Genomic DNA, 18169 nt, shown 5'->3' with positions numbered 1-18169 from the left:
ATGTTCAATTATGCCGTGAAGTTAACTCAGGATGCAGAAACGCGAGTTTATGAGGTGTCCTGTCGCGATTTACCGCTGATGCACTCGGTAGGAGATACGCCGGAAGAAGCGCTCCTTGAGGCCGAAGATGGGATCGTTACCGCTATTTCACTTGAAATGGATATGCGCCGTCCGATTCCGGTGGCGACTCCCGCCAGAGAGGATGAGCGTGTTGTTATCATTCCGGTTCTGGTTGCAATGAAGGCTGCGCTTTATAACGCGATGATTGAAACGGGAACCCGTAAAGCCGATCTCGCTCGTCGATTGGGCGTGAACGCACCGCAGGTTGATCGTCTATTAGATGTAGAACATTCGTCAAAAGTTGAGAAAGTTGAATTTGCTCTTGCGCAATTAGGCCGAAAAATTCAGGTTGAAATACAGATAGCATAGAACCCGCCATTGCGGCGGGTTTGTTGATAATGCGGCCAGTTTACGGCTTATCCGGCAACGCGTAAGCAATAATATAATCACCGCGATCCGGGGACTGACGTGCGCCACCCGCATTGATAATGATGTACTGTTTGCCCGTTTTTGGCGAAACATAGGTCATCGGGCCAGACTGGCTGCCGACCGGCAGACGCGCCTTCCAGATTTCTTTCCCCGTTGCGGTATCAAACGCCCGCAGATAGAAATCCTGGGTGCCTGCGAAGAACAGCAACCCGGACTGGGTAGACAGCGATGCGCCCAGCGTCGGCATCCCGACCGGGATCGGCATATGCATGCGGATACCCAGCGGACCGGTATCCTGAACGGTACCCACGGGAACCTGCCACACTATTTTCCCGGAGGTCAGGTCGATAGCGGACATTGTCCCGAACGGCGGTTTCTGGCACGGAATACCCAGTGGTGACAGGAAACGTTCGCGCATTGCGCCAAACGGTGTGCCGTCCATCGGTACAATACCCATCTCAATCCCACTGGCGTTTTTCGCTACGTTTTCACGCGGCACCATATAGTTTGCCAGGCCCAGACGCATATCGTTCACAAACATCAGGTTGTTAGTCGGATCGACCGAAACGCTGCCCCAGTTCATGCCGCCCAGCGACCCCGGATATTGCAATGCGCGATCCAGCCCCGGCGGAGTGAAGACACCCTGATGACGCATCCCTTTAAAGGCGATACGGCACATCAGCAGATCAACAGGCGTTGCTCCCCACATGTCGGACTCTTTCAGGGTTTCATTACCGATCATCGGCATGCCCACCGAGTACGGCTGAGTAGGGGAATAACGTTCGCCTTTCACATTACCAGCCGGAACCGGGCGTTCCTCAACCTTCGCCACCGGCTCACCGGTTTCGCGGTTGAGCATAAAGATCATGCCCTGTTTACTGGTCTGTACCAGTACCGGCATGGTCCCGCCTTTGCCATCCGGTAAGTCATAGAGCAGAGGCTGTGAGGGTAAATCAAAATCCCACAGATCGTGGTGGGTGGTCTGAAAATGCCAACGTACATCGCCGGTTGTCGCATCAACCGCCACAATCGACGAGCTGTATTTATCATCCAGCGCGGTACGTTCACCCGCCCAGAAATCTGGCGTGGCGTTGCCGGTCGGCAGATAGATCAGGTTCAATTTGGCGTCGTAAGACATCGCCGACCAGACGTTTGGCGTACCGCGTGTCCAGGTTTTCCCCTCAGGCGGCAAGCCTTTCAGGTCCGGGTTACCCGGATCCCACGCCCATGCCAGTTTGCCTGTATGGACATCATAGGCGCGAACCACGCCCGGCGGTTCGCCGGTGGAGAAGTTATCCGCCACGCGGCCACCGATCACAACAATATTGCCGGCCACCAGCGGCGTGGACGTTTGCTGATAATAACCCGGTTTGATGTCGCCCATGCCGATGCTCAGATCAACGGTGCCGTTATCACCAAAGTCTGCGCAGGGTTGCCCGTTATCGGCATTCAGTGCCACCAGACGTGCATCGGTGGTGGGCAGAAACAGCCGACGTTCGCACGTAGCAGGCTGAGCCTGTACCGTTGGAGAGGCGGCAGTGTGCGGCTCTTCGTAATACCCTAAGCCACGACAGCGCTGCCAGTTTGGCGCCGTCGCTTTTGCGTCGTAGCGCCATTTCTCTTTACCGGAATCCACATCCAGCGCCAGCACTTTGCTGTATGGGGTACAGACATATAACGTGTCACCAATTTGCAGCGGCGTGTTCTGATCTTCCGCGCCGGAGCCATTGCTCTGCGGAATATCCCCGGTATGTGCTATCCAGGCGACTTGCAGCTTGTCGACATTCTGTTTGTTGATCTGGTCAAGCGCCGCAAATCGATCGCCATGGGTGGTATTGCCCCAGTGCTTCCAGTCGTGCTGTTCACTGCCAGGCTGAACCGGTTTAACGGTAATCGACTCGGTTGGGGAGATCACATTCCACGTTTTAAACATTCCGCCAATACTGACCAGAAGTAAAACGGCGAGGATCGCCGCGACGCTAAACGCAGATTTGTTAACCGGTTTTACCGTCTGCCGGGCGCGCATAAATGGCCACAGCAGTGCCGCCAGAAATGCCAGCACGGCAAAGGTAAACAAGCGTGAGAACAGGGGCCAGAATGCCCAGCCGGCATCGTAAATTGCCCAGATGATGGAAACGATAAAGCCCAGCGCATACAGAATGAGGCCGCCGGGACGATTTCGCAGGATAAGTATTGCGGCAATCAGCATCACGACACCCATCGCGGTAAACCAGACGCTGCCGCCTAATGTGATGAGTTTAATGCCAGGAATGCCGATGGCCAGACCGATGACGAGCATCAGAATGGCGAGGAGCCAGCGCAGAAGGGTAACCAGCCTGCGTGGGGTGCTGCCAGGTGCCATATCCATCTCCTTAAACACACCGTTTATCCGGTACGCAATGATAAATCCTGTACCAAATGGATAACGGTTTTAGAGGGTTATCGTTTTATTGCAGATGTTATCGAGGGAATCCGCGTGAAAAACTCACTGTTTGCATGGTAAACGAACCATTTGGTGAATTTGCAAATATGATAAATCTGTTAAATTGCTTGATGCAATTGTTAATAAATTAGATCGCATTATTTGAGAATTGGCCCGCACAGGGCGGGCCTTGCTGTTCAGGCGATACGCAGCGTATCGGCGCTTTGCGACGGGGTAATCGTGACAGGGATGGATTTAGAGGTTGGTGTGCCGGTACCGTCACCGTAGCGGGTCAGGGGAACCAGTGGGTTCGTTTCCGGGTAATAGGCTGCGAGATTACCGCGAGGGATAGCGTACGCAACGAGACGGAAACCGGTAACCTGACGCGTAATGCCGTCGGTCGACAGGGTGGTGATATCGACGCGGTCGCCATCGCTCAGCCCCAGGGCCAGAATATCATCCGGATGCATAAACAGGACGTCGCGCTGACCATAAACGCCGCGATAGCGGTCATCCAGACCATAAATCGTGGTGTTGTACTGATCGTGAGAGCGTAGTGTTTGTAACACAAAGGGCGCGCTGATCTCCGGGCAGACGGCATCCGGCAGCGGCGCACTGCTGAATTCCGCTTTCCCGGATGGTGTGGCAAAGGTGAGGGATGCCGCCGCGTTCCCCAGCCAGAATCCACCGGGTTCTTCGCAGCGGGCGTTGAAATGAGTGAAGCCGGGGATGGTAGCGGCAATATGATCGCGAATCAGGTTGTAATCATCGGCTAAGGCCAGCCAGTCCAGCTTGCTGTTGCCCAGTACCGCATGGGCGATACCGGCCACAATCGCGGTTTCTGATTTTTGCGTGTCTGCCAGTGGCTTACCGATGCCTTCTGAGGCGTGCACCATGCTAAATGAGTCTTCGACGGTCACGAACTGACGGCCCGTCGCCTGCATGTCTTCTTCGGTTCGTCCCAGGGTCGGTAAAATGAGCGACTGCGCACCCGGCATCAGATGGGTACGGTTGAGTTTAGTACTGATGTGCACAGTTAAACCGCAACGTTTCAGCGCCTCGCAGGTCAACGTGGTATCCGGCGCGGCGGCAGCCAGATTGCCGCCCAGCGTGATAAGCACTTTCACTTCATCACGCAACATAGCCTGAATCGCGGCCACGGTGTGATGTCCCGGAGCGCGTGGGGGTTCGAAACCAAAGTGACGCGCCAGGCTGTCGAGCAGGGCGGCAGACGGTTTTTCATCAATTCCCATTGTCCGGTTGCCCTGCACATTACTGTGTCCGCGCACCGGGCACAGTCCCGCGCCCGGTTTGCCCAGATGGCCGCCGAGCAACTGCAAATTGACGATTTCACGTACCGTGTCCAGCGAGTGTTTATGCTGGGTAATGCCCATCGCCCAGGTGCAAATAACACGCCTGGCGCTCTGCCAGACGGCGGCGGCGTCACGTAATTGCTGCTCACTCAAACCGGATTGCGCTTCAAGGGACTGCCAGGACGTGGCATCGATTTGTGCAAACCAGGCCTCAATGCCGTTAGTGTGTTGCGCGATAAAGGCATCATCAAAGATACCGGCTTCGCCGTTCGCCAGGCGTTGACGATGGGTTTCCAGTAAGGCTTTTGCCATCCCGCGTACGGCGGCCATATCGCCACCCAGATTTGGCTGGTAATAGGCAGAACTGATCGCGCCCGCCATCGAGGTGACCACTTCCAGCGGTTTTTGCGGGTCAGCAAAACGTTCCAGACCACGTTCACGCAGGGTATTAAAGGTGACGATACGCGCGCCGCGATCGGCAGCATGACGCAGGCTGTGCAGCATACGCGGATGGTTGGTGCCGGGATTCTGCCCAAAAACGAAAATGGCATCGGCCTGTTCAAAATCGGTGAGATGAATGGTGCCTTTACCGACGCCAATGCTGCGTTTTAGCCCGGCGCCGCTGGCCTCGTGGCACATGTTTGAACAGTCGGGGAAATTATTCGTGCCGACCATCCGGCCAAAGAGCTGGTAAAGGTACGACGCTTCATTACTGGCGCGACCCGAGGTGTAGAGTTCCATCTGGTTCGGGTGGTCCATCTCACGGATATGGCGACCAATCAGGGCAAAGGCATCATCCCAGCTCACCGGTTCGTAGTGATCGGTTTGGGGATTATAGCGCAGCGGTTCGGTGAGTCGGCCCTGATATTCCAGAAAATAGTCGCTCTGGCGGTTGAGAGCGCTGACGCTGTGTTGCGCAAAAAAGCTGGCGTCAATCCTGCGGCGTGTTGCCTCCCAGGTCACCGCTTTCGCGCCGTTTTCGCAGAAACTGAAAGTACTTTTATTGTCATCACCCCAGGCACAACCGGGGCAGTCGAAACCACGGGCTTTATTCATGCGCAGCAGGTTGCGCAAGTTTTTAAGGGCATTTTTGCTGTCGATAACGAAGCGGGTGGTTGCTTCAAGAGAACCTAATCCACCGGCAGCGGCGCGATAGGGTTTTATGGCAGTTTTGAATTTCATGTGTTCTTCCGGACAGCGGATTGCGCTTACGCAAATACTACGCTGCGTAACAGCAATCCTTAATCAACAACTATCTTTTATCACACAATTAACAATAAGTTTACCATTTGCGCAACTGCCCGTGCCTGCCGCGCGTGCAGATTAATCCGGCACGGTTTTACGAATAGCGGCGATCAGCGTTTGCACGCCGATGGAGAGGGGGGCATCCACGCGGGTAAGAATGCCAATAGGATCGCCCATACCCGGCGGAACAATGGGGAGCGCGGTGAGTGAACCTTCGCGTAAATCGTTTTTAACTGCGCCGGAAGGGACAAACCAGACATAATCAAAATTGACAGTCAGTTGTCGCGATAGCGACGCAGACAGCGTTTCAATACAGCCGGTCGGCAGTTTGCAGCCCTGACTTTGCAGCAAATCCTCCGTGTTCTGGCGTGGCACCGTACCAGTAGGCAGCACAACGACAGGCCATTCCAGCACCCGGCTCAGTGTTATCGTGGTTTGCAACAGCGGATGGTTGGGGCGTACCACCAATTTGAGCGACTCAAGGAACAGCATCTCATAGGTCAATCCGCTCATCAGTTCCGGGTCTGACATACGGCCAATGCCGACATCCAGCTCACCCGATTTCAGCCCGGCCAATAACATCGGATTGTTAGTGGTGGCCACCTGAATGGTGATATCGGGTTGCTGCTTATGGACCTGGCCAATTACCGACGGCAGAATGCCCAGAGCCGCAGTAGGTAACGCGCCAACACGGATCACCGCATTGTTCTGCTCGGGTTTGTAGTTGAGCGACTGCCCTGCGGTATTGAGCGCATCAAGTACCCGGACTGCATGTGTTAAAAACTGCTCGCCCACCAGGGTAAGTTGCGCCCCCAGACGACCACGTTCAAACAGACGTGTGCCGGTGAGTTGTTCCAGTTCATTGAGCGTCTTGGACAGTGCTGGTTGACTAAGGTTAAGGGTCTCTGCCGCACGCCCCAGGGTTCCCTGCTGAGCGACGGCGACGAATGTATGCAGATGGCGCAAGCGTATGCGCTGATTGAACAAACCGTTTTTTTCCATAAGATGATGTAAAAACGAAGCGATGTCCGTGGCAAGTAAAGTTGCTTAATTATGTTAACTTGGTAGCAAAACATTCTTAACATTTAATCTCGTTGAGTTACAAACAAATTTTCCCGGCAGTGTGATGTCAACCGCATGTCTGTGGGGGTTTAAGCATAATTTTTGGTTATGCAAATAGCCGGAAATACGGCATTTTTGGTTTTATGCCGCGATCACACTTCGTAAATTATCTCTCACAGGCCAGCAAGGGCTTCTCTACACTCCAGGTAATACACACTGGAGACATGACAACATGGCGAACACCATCACGGCTGATGAAATTCGGGAACAATTTTCGCAAGCAATGTCAGCGATGTACCAGCAGGAAGTTCCGCAGTACGGCACCTTGCTGGAGCTGGTTGCGGACGTCAATCTGGCAGTCCTTGAGAATAATCCCCGCTTGCATGAACAACTGGTTAACGCAGACGAACTGGCGCGGCTGAACGTCGAACGTCATGGGGCGATTCGCGTTGGACGCCCGGATGAGTTGGCGACGCTACGACGGATGTTCGCGATTATGGGTATGTTTCCGGTGAGCTATTACGACCTGTCGCAGGCGGGTGTTCCGGTACACTCCACCGCCTTTCGCCCCATTGATGATGCGGCTCTGGCGCGTAATCCCTTTCGCATCTTTACGTCGTTATTGCGCCTTGAACTGATTGAGGATGTGCAGCTTCGCGATAAAGCCGCCGCCATTTTACAACGCAGGGATATTTTCACCCCGCGTTGCCATGAACTCATTGCCCTGCATGAACAAACCGGCGAGTTCACTGCCTCTCAGGCGAGTGAGTTTGTGAAAGAAGCGCTGGAGACCTTTCGCTGGCATCGTCATGCCACCGTTGACGCCCTGACATACCATGCGCTGCACAATGAGCACCGCCTGATCGCTGATGTGGTCTGCTTCCCTGGTTGCCATATCAATCATCTGACACCACGCACCTTGGATATTGATCAGGTACAGGCGCTGATGCCGAAATATGGAATCGAGCCCAAAATCCTGATTGAAGGTCCGCCACGCCGTGAAGTGCCGATTTTATTGCGCCAGACCAGCTTCAAAGCGCTTGATGAACCGGTATTGTTCGCCGGAGAGCAGCAGGGGACACATACTGCCCGTTTTGGTGAAATCGAACAACGTGGCGTGGCCCTGACGCCAAAAGGGCGGGCGCTGTATGATCGGCTACTTAACGAAGCGGGAACCGGAAAAGACAATCTGACCCATCAGTTACACTTACAGGAGATGTTTCACACTTTCCCCGACAGCGAAATGCTACTGCGCCGCCAGCAACTGGCCTACTTCCGTTATCGCCTGACGCCCTCCGGCGAGGCTCACCGGAAGGCGATTCGTCCGGGCGACGATCCGCAGCCGCTTATTGAGCGCGGTTGGGTTGTTGCGCAACCTATCATCTATGAAGATTTTCTCCCCGTCAGCGCGGCCGGAATCTTTCAGTCAAACCTTGACAATGAAACGCAACAGCGTAGCCACGGTAACGCCAGCAAACTGCGTTTCGAAGAGGCGCTTGGCTGCGAAGTGCTTGATGAGTTCACCCTCTACGCGCAAGCGGAAGAGCGCAGCAAACGACGTTGCGGTCTGTTGTAAAAAAGGTACTCTGCTACGGATGTGAATAAACAGGATGTTGTCATGGAAAATCCCTCCGCCCCGATAGCAGAAACCCGCCACGGCACGCTTTTGGGCACACTGGATGATGATTGCCTTAGCTGGCGCGGTATCCCTTACGCGGCGCCGCCCGTTGGTCCACTACGCTGGCGGGCGCCACAGCCGCCAGCGCCCTGGCAGGGGATCCGCGTTGCTGATACATTTTCTGCCGCCAGTTGGCAAAACAGTGAAACCTGCACGCAGATCGCCGGTGGCGATCCGGGAAGGCTTTCCGAAGATTGCCTTTATCTGAATATCTGCGCGCCTGCCGCGCGTAGTGGGTCACTCCCGGTGATGGTCTGGCTGCACGGCGGCGGTTTTACGATGGGTGCGGGCGATCTGCCGCCCTATGATGGCAAAGCACTTGCCCGGCGCGGCGTGGTGCTGGTTACGCTCAATTATCGCCTTGGCCATCTCGGCTTTTTTGCCCATCCGGCCCTGCAAGCAGAAGAGGAGGAAACCCTCTGTAATTTCGGCCTGCTCGATCAAATTGCGGCGCTGCATTGGGTTAAAGAGAATATCCACGCTTTTGGCGGTGATGCCCGCAATATTACGCTGTTTGGCGAATCCGCCGGGGGGCGTAGCGTGATGTCGCTGATGGCCTCGCCGAAGGCAAAAGGGCTGTTCCATAAAGCCATTATCCAGAGTAGCTATACCTTGCCGGATACCCCGCTTGAGCGTGCACTGGAAAAAGGGGTTGCCGTTGCAGAGCATCTCGGCGTGCCTGACGCCACGGCAGAGACGCTGCGTGCGATCCCGGCTGAGGCATTCTGGCCGCTCGCTTCCCCGTTAAAAATTGCCCCCGCGCCGATTGCCGGAGACAGCGTCTTACCCGTGCCAGCGCTGGACGTTTTTTTCAACGCAACGCAGCATCCGATGCCGGTTATTGTGGGGTCGAACAGCGATGAAGCCAGCGTAATGGCCGAGTTTGGCGTCGACCTTGCCGGGCAAATTGATAAGTTACGGCGCGAGCAGCGTTTTGGGTTGGGGATCATTAAGCTGCTTTACCCTGGGGTAAAAGGGGATGCGGAACTGGGGCGTCAGGTCTGCCGGGACATGGCTTTCACATCGCTCGGGCTGGTGGTGATGCAGGCGCAACAGCGCATCGGGCAGCCGTGCTGGCGTTACTGGTTTGACTACGTTGCAGAGGCCGAGCATGACACCTACGCCAACGGCGCCTGGCATGGAAACGAAGTGCCGTATGTGTTTGATAACCTCATGCTGACGGAACCGGCGTGCCATTACGTCAATGAGCGAGACCTGGCGTTTGCGGCAAAGGTTGCCGATTACTGGGTGAGTTTTGCCCGCGACGCCAGCGTCACCTGCAATGTGCTGCAGGGGCCTGTACGCTGGCAGTCCTGCGGCAAAGGGCGCGACAGATTGCTACGCATGGGATTGAATAAACATGCGGGCTTTCGCATGACCAATCGCTTTATGCGCGCACGCCTGATGCTGTTTAAACGGGTCATGAGGCATCACGTCAAACTTGATTAATTATTCAGTAAACTCGTACGAAATGCCGCCAGCCCGGCGGCATTATTCTGTGAATCTCTCAGTACCAGACGATAGCTCGCACCCGTCTTAACGCTTTGCGCATAGGGGCGCATCAGCCGTCCGGCACGAATATCCTCCGCGACCAGGGTTTCATCGGCAATCGCCACCCCCAGCCCCTGGATGGCCGCCGTGATCGCCAGATCCATGGTGTCGAAGTGTTGATTTTTTTTCATAACCCACGCTGCGTTGTCCTGTTTCGCCAGCCACAGTGACCAGTCCGTTTTATCTCTGGTCGGATGCAGAAAGGTCACATTACTGAGCCTTTCATCGGCCGTTAATTGCGTGCTCATTACCGGCGTCAGCGCTTCATCAAACAGCAGATCGCCCGCGCTGAAATGGGTACCAAAAACTATTGCCGCATCATACGGCTCGGTTTTGAAGTTAACGCCATGGTCAGTGGTGGTGGTCAGTGCTACCTGCACGTCCGGGCAGGTCTGCTCAAGCTGGATAAGCCGTGGAACCAGCCAGCGCATCGCACAGGTTGGCGCTTTCAGACGAACGACCGTTTGTTGCGCGCGCGCCTGTGCGGCAAGCGTTTGCAGGTGTTCAAAAGCCGAGCGCAATTCCGGCAGCAGGGCGCTACCCTGAGGCGATAACCGTAAACCACGCGCATGACGTTCAAACAGCGGGAAACCAAACCACGCTTCCAGCGAAGCAATCTTACGGCTTACCGCGCCCTGCGTCAGACATAACTCTTTTGCCGCATGGGTAAGGTTTAAATGGCGGGCTGTGACCAGAAAAGCGTCAATAGCGTTTAGTGGCAACGTTCGGTTCGGCATGATGACTCCAGCTATGCAATTTACTCATGGCTATTATGACAACAAATCGATTGTGGACTCAACGCGCTTTTATTTGAATGGTTATGCACTTTTAATGAGAAAGGATTAAGAATGACTCTGCGTACACCGGTGAAAACCCGCTCTAAATTACCCGACGTGGGTACGACCATTTTTACCGTTATTGGCCAGCTTTCCGCACAGCATAATGCGATTAACCTTTCTCAGGGCGCGCCCAATTTTTCCTGCGACCCGCAACTGATCTCCGGCGTGACCAGGGCGATGCAGGCCGATCATAACCAGTACGCCCCGATGACGGGTTTACGCCCGCTGAAAGCACGCATTGCGCAGAAAATTCACGACCTGTACGGCACGCAGTATGACGTGGACAGCGAAATACTGATTACCGCCAGCGCCAGTGAAGGTCTCTATTCGGCCATCAGTGGTCTGGTTCATCCGGGCGATGAAGTTATCTATTTCGAGCCGTCGTTTGACAGCTATGCGCCGATTGTCCGTCTGCAAGGGGCAACCCCCATCGCCATTAAACTGACGGTCCCTGATTTTGCGGTGAACTGGGATGAAGTTCGCGCGGCCATCACACCCCGCACGCGCATGATCATCATTAACACGCCGCATAACCCGAGTGGCCAGGTCTTTTCCGCTGATGATCTGCAACAACTGGCGGCGTTAACGCGTAACACGGATATCGTGATTCTGTCTGACGAAGTGTACGAGCACGTGGTCTTTGATGATCAGCCGCACCACGGTATGGCGACCCATCCGCAACTTGCGGAGCGCAGCGTGATTATCTCGTCCTTCGGTAAGACCTATCATGTGACGGGCTGGCGCGTGGGTTATTGCGTCGCGCCCTCTGAGTTGATGGATGAGATTGTGAAAGTCCATCAGTTTTTAATGTTTTCCGCCGATACGCCAATGCAGTACGCTTTTGCCGAGCATATGACCGATCCCCAGACCTGGCTGTCGCTGTCGGCGTTCTACCAGCGCAAACGCGACTTGTTGCAAACCCTGCTGGCAGAATCGCCATTTCGCTTATTACCGAGCGCGGGCTCGTTCTTCCTGTTGGCGGATTACAGCCATTTCAGTGACGAGAGCGACAGCGAGATGGTCAAAAGGTTAATTACCGATTACGGCGTTGCCACCATTCCGTTATCGGCGTTTTACACTGATGGCACTGATAACAAATTGATTCGCCTCTCTTTTGCCAAAGATGAGGCCACACTCAGAGCAGGCGCGCAGGCCCTGTGTCGTGTTAAGCCACGCTAAGGAGCGTTAATCGTGAAATTGAAAGCACTCTTTCTGGGCATGGGCATGCTTTGCTCATTATCTTCTTTCGCGGCCACCCAGTTACGCTACGGCCTGGAAGCGGAATATCCGCCATTCGAAAGCCGCAATGCGTCCGGCGAACTGGAAGGCTTTGATATTGAGCTGGGCAATGCCATCTGTAAAGCCGCAGAACTGAAATGTACCTGGGTTGAAACCTCATTTGATGCGCTGATCCCAGGCCTTGTGGCGAAAAAATTTGACGCTATCAATTCAGCGATGAATATCACCGAGCAGCGTCGTCAGAGCATTGATTTCACTCAGCCTATCTATCGCATTCCCTCTCAGTTAGTGGGCAAATCGGGTGATGGGATGGAAGCGACAGCCGAAGGTCTGAAAGGCAAAACCATCGGTGTATTGCAGGGTTCCATTCAGGAAACTTATGCAAAAGAGCACTGGGAAAAGCACGGTGTCACCGTGGTGTCTTATAAAGATCAGAATATGGCATGGGGTGATTTGCTAAATGGCCGCATTGACGCCTCGCTGGTCATGTCGGCGGCCGGGCAGGCAGGTTTCCTGAGCAAACCGCAGGGTAAAGGTTTTGGCTTTATTGGCAAACCGGTATCAGACGATACGATCCTCGGCAGTGGCATCGGCTTTGGGTTACGTAAAGGTGACGAGGCCACCAAAAAGCAACTTGACGCCGCAATTGATAAAGTCCGCGCCGACGGCACCATCAAAACCCTGGCGGAGAAATATTTCCCGGGTATTGATGTTAGCGTCAGCGCTAAATAACAAGCCCACCTTTTCTGACCCCAGCCGTCGATGTCCGGAAGGGGTCTTTTTATATCCGAAATCATCTCGTGTTCCGATCCAATACGCCATGGGGTGCTTCATGCGGCAATGGCGTATGCGCCGTTACGTTTGCGCTATGACCAGGCGCGAAAAAGAGTGGCGATACATTTAGCAACGTAATGGGATATTTTCCGCTCCGCAAAAATTATACCTTTCTTTACACCGTTTTCAGGTCGATCCCATCGACAAAAATATTTCAAGCTTTGCGCAGAATATCACCCGTCAACAATTGGATTCTCAATCAATTTTGTCTAGAGTGTGCGGTCATAACCGTTAGCTTTTGCCGTGGTTTTGTTTTGTACAAAACCGCTTCTCACGACCATAAGGACGTATTATCAGGCATGAACCGCAGACGTTTCATTAAGGCATCTATGGCGCTGGCCGCAGCGTGCGGGACTTCCGGCTTTGCTTCTCTGTTCTCCCGTGCGGCGTTTGCTGCTGATTCCGATATCGCCGATGGTCAGAGTCGTCGTTTCGATTTTTCCGTATTGCAGTCCATGGCACATGACCTGGCGCAACAGCCGTGGGGCGGTGCGCCGCGTCCACTGCCGGATACGCTCGCAAACATGACGCCACAGGCCTACAACGCCATTCAGTACGATGCGCAACATTCATTGTGGAACAATGTTGAGGGTCGTCAGCTTGATGTGCAGTTTTTCCATATGGGGATGGGTTTCCGTCGCCGCGTGCGCATGTTCTCGCTTGATCCCGCAACCCAACAGGCGCGTGAGATTCATTTCCGTCCTGAATTGTTTAACTACCATGATGCAGGCGTCGATACGAAGCAGCTTGAAGGGCAGAGCGATCTGGGGTTTGCCGGTTTCCGCGCCTTTAAAGCGCCTGAACTGGCTCGTCGCGATATTGTCTCTTTCCTGGGCGCCAGCTATTTCCGTGCGGTAGACAGTACTTACCAGTACGGGCTTTCTGCACGTGGTGCGGCAATCGACACCTTTACAGACACACCGGAAGAGTTCCCGGATTTTACCGCCTTCTGGTTTGAAACGGCGAAAGCCTCTGATACCTCTTTTACGGTCTATACGTTGCTCGACAGCCCGAGTCTGACCGGGGCCTACAAATTCGTGATCCACTGTGAACAGAGCCAGGTGATCATGGAGGTGGATAACCACCTGTATGCGCGTAAAGACATCAAACAACTGGGTATCGCGCCGATGACCAGTATGTTTAGCTGCGGTAACAATGAACGTCGCGTGTGCGACACCATTCATCCGCAGATCCATGACTCCGACCGTCTGGCCATGTGGCGTGGGAACGGGGAGTGGGTTTGCCGCCCTCTGAACAATCCGCAGAAACTGCAATTCAACGCCTTTTTGGACAACAACCCGAAAGGCTTTGGTTTACTGCAACTTGACCGCGACTTCTCTCACTATCAGGACGTAATGGGCTGGTATAACAAACGCCCAAGCCTGTGGGTCGAACCGCGTAACCAATGGGGTAAGGGCAGCGTTGGATTAATGGAAATCCCGACCACGGGTGAAACCCTGGATAACGTGGTCTGTTTCTGGCAGCCGGAGAAGCCGGTTCGTGCGGGTGATGAGCTGGCATTCCAGTATCGTCTGTACTGGAGCGCAATGCCGCCGGTACGCTCGCCGCTGGCGCGTGTCTATGCCACCCGCACCGGTATGGGCGGCTTCCCGGAAGGGTGGGCGCCTGGCGAGCATTACCCGGAAAAATGGGCGCGCCGTTTCGCCATTGATTTTGTCGGTGGTGACCTGAAAGCCGCTGCGCCGAAGGGGATTGAACCGGTTATCACCTTGTCTAACGGGGAAGCCAAACAGGTTGAAATCCTGTATGTTGAGCCTTTCGACGGCTACCGTATTCTGTTCGACTGGTACCCAACGTCCAACTCCACCGACCCGGTTGAAATGCGCCTCTTCCTGCGCTGTCAGGGGGATGCGATCAGCGAGACCTGGTTGTATCAATATTTTCCGCCTGCGCCGGACAAGCGCAACTATGTGGATGATCGCATCATGCGCTAAATCGGTAACCTCCCTCGGGGAGGGAGGTTCTGATACGAGGAGATGTCATGGATTCCACCGACAGCCTGATCGTCGTCAACGACCATCTGGCACTGCATGCCATTGATGAGCGTTTTGTTCACGATCTGCACCAACTGATCGTTAAAAACCGCGAATGGCTACAGCATTTTCTGGACTGGCCGCAGTATGTGCGCTCGGTTGACCAGACCCGGCAAACCGCGCAAAGCAATATTATTCTGCATCAGCGCGGCTACGCCAAAATGTTCCTGATCCTCGAAGATAACGTGCTGGTGGGGGTGCTCTCCTTTAACTCCATCGAGCCGACCAACAAAACCGGCTATATCGGTTACTGGCTCGATAAAGACAAAGAGGGAAAGGGGATTGTCTCCACCTGCCTGCAGGCGTTTATGGCATTTTACGCTCGTCGGGGTGATGTCCGCCGTTTCGTCATTAAATGCCGGGTTGCGAACGAGGCAAGCAACCGTGTCGCGTTGCGTAACGGCTTTATCCTCGAAGGGTGTCTGCGGCAGGCGGAGTTCCTGAACGGCAGCTTTCATGACCAGAATATCTACGGGCAGATTATCGATCGCTCATCATAGCAGCCCGGCCAATGGCGTGCGGGTAATATACTGTGCGCCATTAATCACCTTCTGACCACGCAGCAAAATACTTTCGCCATCCGGTGCCTCAACCACCGCGTCATCGGTGATTTCAATATGATTCTCGATCAGCACATTGCCTTTGATACGCGCATTTCCCTGGATAACAACTTTTTCATCCAGCAAAATCGGTCCGCCGATTAAATGCGCATTGCCACCGACAAGAACGTGGTGTTTGAGCACACAGTTGCCTTCGATGGTGGCATTTTCCGCAACCTGAGCACTGTAGCGCAACGTAGGAATGGCATCTTCATCACTTCCGGCCACAACGCGCGCTTTGCCGTAAACTTTGGCACAGTCGCACACCCAGACATCATTTTGCTCATTGCCTTCCAGCAGGGCGAAATCAAACACCTCGGCGCGATGTTCTATAAACGCGAACTTAACGATGGCATCGCCATAAATTTGCGCCTGGTGGACCACGCGCGAATGGGTAACCGTGGCGCGGTCATAAATTTGCAGTATTTGTTGATTATCCGGCGTAAGGCCCTGCGCGGCGATTATTTCACAGCCGTGTAAAATACGCGCGTTACCGAACAGGTGGCAGGCACCACGCACAGTGGATGTCTGCACAGTGACGTTGTCACTTAATACGACACCATGACTTAGCTCTGCCGCATCAACCCAACTGTTACCGCCAATTTCAACGTCATGGCAAACAAGACAGGGTTGCGTCAGACGGGCGTCATCACGCACATGACTGTTGGCAAACACCATGCTGTTCACATCATAAATCCAGCAATCTCCTTCTTGTGACAGGGTGGTTTCATCTTCCACCCAGCCACCAACGGTGCCGGCCGTTACATCACCAAAATCACGCAACGCAATAATCTGGCGCAGCGAGACCTTCTGTTTTTCGCCGTTAATCTGATAACTGAACGCACGGCGCTCATCACTGAGTCGATATTTAGTCATTGTTTGCTTCCATTAATTCCCCACGATAAACGTAGCAAACTTTGCGATACTGGCTATTCAGAATGAAAAAACATAAAATGCATTTAAAATACATCTTATAAGTTTGCGCTTATATAGGGAAAAAATAAGGAACAACCATGACCACGTTTGACGACAGCTATTTTACTGAAAAATATGGACTGACCCGCACCCACTCAGAGGTACTGCATGCCATGCAGTTTGTGAAACCGGGCAAAACACTGGACCTGGGCTGCGGCAACGGGCGTAACAGCCTCTATCTGGCGGCCAATGGGTTTGATGTGACGGCATGGGATAAAAACGCCGCGAGCATCAATAATATCGACACCATTCGTCAGGCCGAAGGGCTCAACACGCTGCAAACCGCGATTGTGGATTTGAACGCACTCAGCTTTGAGGGTGAATACGATTTTATTCTCTCGACCGTGGTGATGATGTTTCTTGAGCCGCAAACCATTCCGGGGCTTATCGCCAATATGCAGCGTTGCACCAAAGCGGGAGGTTACAACTTGATTGTGGCGGCGATGGACACGGCCGATTTCCCCTGCACCGTTGGTTTCCCGTTTGCCTTTAAAGAGAATGAATTGCGTGATTACTACGCAGGGTGGGAACTGGAAAAATACAATGAAGACGTCGGTGAGTTGCACCGCACCGACGCCAATGGCAACCGTATCAAACTGCGCTTTGCGACCTTACTGGCGCGTAAAGCTTAACGCGCCGCCAGCAGGCATAACTGTAACGCGACCTGGTATGAGGCCTCGAACGATTTCACCGGCAGAAATTCAAATTGCGAATGAAAATTGTGCGCGCCGGCAAAGAAATTCGGGGTTAATAACCCTTTTGCAGACAGCGCCGCGCCGTCTGTGCCGCCGCGCATGGGGGTGGGTTTGGGAGTGATGCCAAGCGTGGTCATCGCCTCGAACAGTAAATCAATTGCGCGTTTGTCTTCGCCGATGGCGTTACTGATATTGCTGTAAATATCGCTGATGCTGTACTCCACTTTCGCGGTGGGGTACTGTGCGGCGATTTTTTTTGCGACATCGGCAATCTGCTGTTTCCTGCGCTCAAAGCTCGCTTTGTCGAAGTCACGGATGCTGGCGCTAAGATGCGCGTGTCCCTGAACAGCTTCCATCCCATTGAACCACACATAGCCTTCGCGGCCTTCGGTATGTTCCGGCGTTTGCTGACGGTCAAAGTGGCTGATGTAATCCATGGCCATCAGCAGTGGGTTAACCAGCACACCTTTTGCCGACATCGGATGCGCGGTGACGCCTGTAAAATGGATAGACGCCGAGGCGGCATTGAAGTTTTCAAAAACAATCTCGCCTTTTTCGCAGCAGTCGATAGTCCAGGCGAAATCGACATCAAAGCGTTTTAAATCCAGTGCCTTCGCCCCACGCAGGCCGACTTCTTCATCCGGAACAAACGCCACGACAATATCGCCATGTTGCTGTTCTGCCGTCAGGTTTTCCAGCAACGTCATCACAACCGTGACAGCGGCTTTGTTATCTGCCCCCAGTACGCTGGTGCCATCGCTAAAGATGATCTCTTCATCAAGGTAGGCGTTAATTTCCGGGTGTTCCTCCACACGCAGCCAGATATCTTTGCTGGCGTTCAGACAGAGATCTTCTCCCTTGAAACGCAGAATTTGCGGATGAATATCCGGCGACAAACCCACGTCTACGGTGTCGATATGGGTGATAAAACCAATACGCGGCGCGCCCGGCACCGTGCCTTTTTTCACAGCAGTGACCGTGGCGTGTTCATCCAGCACAATCTCATCCAGGCCCAGCGTTTGCAGCTCTTGCGCCAGTGCGCGCGCCATGTCTAATTGCCCGGGCGTGGTCGGTAATGTCGTGGCGGCAGCGTCACTTTGGCTGGTGATAGCAAGATAGCGAAAGAAGCGTTGCGTTAATTGACTGGCGAGGGGCGATGTCATAGTGATTCCTT

14 protein-coding genes are annotated in these 18169 nt (G+C 54.0%); 8 read left to right on the top strand and 6 right to left on the bottom strand.

Going from position 1 to position 18169, the window contains the following annotated elements; all coding sequences use genetic code 11:
• Positions 1–429 (top strand): type II toxin-antitoxin system HicB family antitoxin, encoded by a 429-nt coding sequence (locus tag ABIB59_RS16365; RefSeq protein WP_039079129.1) that lies wholly within the window; start codon positions 1–3, stop codon positions 427–429.
• Between the two features lie 40 nt (positions 430–469).
• Here the strand turns inward: ABIB59_RS16365 and ABIB59_RS16360 are convergent, their stop codons facing one another.
• The 3 genes from ABIB59_RS16360 to ABIB59_RS16350 all read right to left on the bottom strand — a co-directional run bounded on the left by ABIB59_RS16360 (position 470) and on the right by ABIB59_RS16350 (position 6471).
• Positions 470–2851, bottom strand: coding sequence for a glucose/quinate/shikimate family membrane-bound PQQ-dependent dehydrogenase (locus ABIB59_RS16360; RefSeq protein ID WP_039079128.1), 2382 nt, complete (start codon positions 2849–2851; stop codon positions 470–472).
• Positions 2852–3108: 257 nt separating this feature from the next.
• Positions 3109–5406, bottom strand: coding sequence for an FdhF/YdeP family oxidoreductase (locus ABIB59_RS16355; protein ID WP_079497492.1), 2298 nt, complete (start codon positions 5404–5406; stop codon positions 3109–3111).
• A 141-nt stretch (positions 5407–5547) separates the two neighbouring features.
• Positions 5548–6471 (bottom strand): LysR substrate-binding domain-containing protein, encoded by a 924-nt coding sequence (locus tag ABIB59_RS16350; protein ID WP_039079126.1) that lies wholly within the window; start codon positions 6469–6471, stop codon positions 5548–5550.
• 292 nt (positions 6472–6763) lie between these two features.
• Between ABIB59_RS16350 and hglS the strand changes: the two genes are divergently transcribed.
• Together hglS and ABIB59_RS16340 are read left to right on the top strand one after the other, a co-directional pair.
• On the top strand, positions 6764–8107 hold the full coding sequence (hglS, locus tag ABIB59_RS16345) for a 2-oxoadipate dioxygenase/decarboxylase HglS (protein ID WP_354036195.1): 1344 nt from the start codon (positions 6764–6766) through the stop codon (positions 8105–8107).
• Between the two features lie 42 nt (positions 8108–8149).
• Complete coding sequence (locus ABIB59_RS16340; protein WP_317078709.1) at positions 8150–9658, top strand: carboxylesterase/lipase family protein; 1509 nt, start codon at positions 8150–8152, stop codon at positions 9656–9658.
• Here the strand turns inward: ABIB59_RS16340 and ABIB59_RS16335 are convergent.
• The gene (locus tag ABIB59_RS16335) at positions 9655–10497 is read right to left on the bottom strand and encodes a LysR family transcriptional regulator (RefSeq protein ID WP_071194126.1); all 843 of its coding nucleotides are present in this window, start codon (positions 10495–10497) and stop codon (positions 9655–9657) included. The genes ABIB59_RS16340 and ABIB59_RS16335 overlap by 4 nt on opposite strands.
• Positions 10498–10608: 111 nt before the next feature.
• On the opposite strand from ABIB59_RS16335, the gene ABIB59_RS16330 reads away from it, so the two are divergent.
• From ABIB59_RS16330 to rimL, 4 genes are all read left to right on the top strand, one after another.
• The gene (locus ABIB59_RS16330; protein WP_039079122.1) at positions 10609–11778 is read left to right on the top strand and encodes a pyridoxal phosphate-dependent aminotransferase; all 1170 of its coding nucleotides are present in this window, start codon (positions 10609–10611) and stop codon (positions 11776–11778) included.
• 12 nt (positions 11779–11790) lie between these two features.
• Positions 11791–12570, top strand: coding sequence for a transporter substrate-binding domain-containing protein (locus tag ABIB59_RS16325; RefSeq protein ID WP_039079121.1), 780 nt, complete (start codon positions 11791–11793; stop codon positions 12568–12570).
• Between the two features lie 401 nt (positions 12571–12971).
• Positions 12972–14627: a glucan biosynthesis protein D gene (locus ABIB59_RS16320; protein ID WP_039079120.1), complete on the top strand. Its 1656-nt coding sequence runs from the start codon at positions 12972–12974 to the stop codon at positions 14625–14627.
• Positions 14628–14674: 47 nt separating this feature from the next.
• Positions 14675–15226, top strand: coding sequence for a 50S ribosomal protein L7/L12-serine acetyltransferase (gene rimL, locus ABIB59_RS16315; RefSeq protein WP_039079119.1), 552 nt, complete (start codon positions 14675–14677; stop codon positions 15224–15226).
• Here rimL and ydcK read toward each other — a convergent pair.
• The gene (ydcK, locus tag ABIB59_RS16310) at positions 15221–16201 is read right to left on the bottom strand and encodes a YdcK family protein (protein WP_335255390.1); all 981 of its coding nucleotides are present in this window, start codon (positions 16199–16201) and stop codon (positions 15221–15223) included. The two genes, rimL and ydcK, sit on opposite strands and share 6 nt — an antisense overlap.
• Before the next feature lie 137 nt (positions 16202–16338).
• Here ydcK and tehB point away from each other — a divergent pair, with 137 nt between their 5' ends.
• Positions 16339–16932 (top strand): tellurite resistance methyltransferase TehB, encoded by a 594-nt coding sequence (gene tehB, locus ABIB59_RS16305; RefSeq protein WP_107223070.1) that lies wholly within the window; start codon positions 16339–16341, stop codon positions 16930–16932.
• Here the strand turns inward: tehB and pepT are convergent.
• Positions 16929–18158: a peptidase T gene (pepT, locus tag ABIB59_RS16300; RefSeq protein ID WP_354036191.1), complete on the bottom strand. Its 1230-nt coding sequence runs from the start codon at positions 18156–18158 to the stop codon at positions 16929–16931. The two genes, tehB and pepT, sit on opposite strands and share 4 nt — an antisense overlap.
• Positions 18159–18169 lie beyond the last annotated feature (11 nt).

The organism is Citrobacter sp. UYEF32, from assembly GCF_040546205.1.
GTDB classification, from domain to species: Bacteria; Pseudomonadota; Gammaproteobacteria; order Enterobacterales; family Enterobacteriaceae; genus Phytobacter; species Phytobacter diazotrophicus.
Note: the sequence above shows the minus strand (reverse complement) of the source record. Positions and strands in the feature narration are given on the sequence as shown.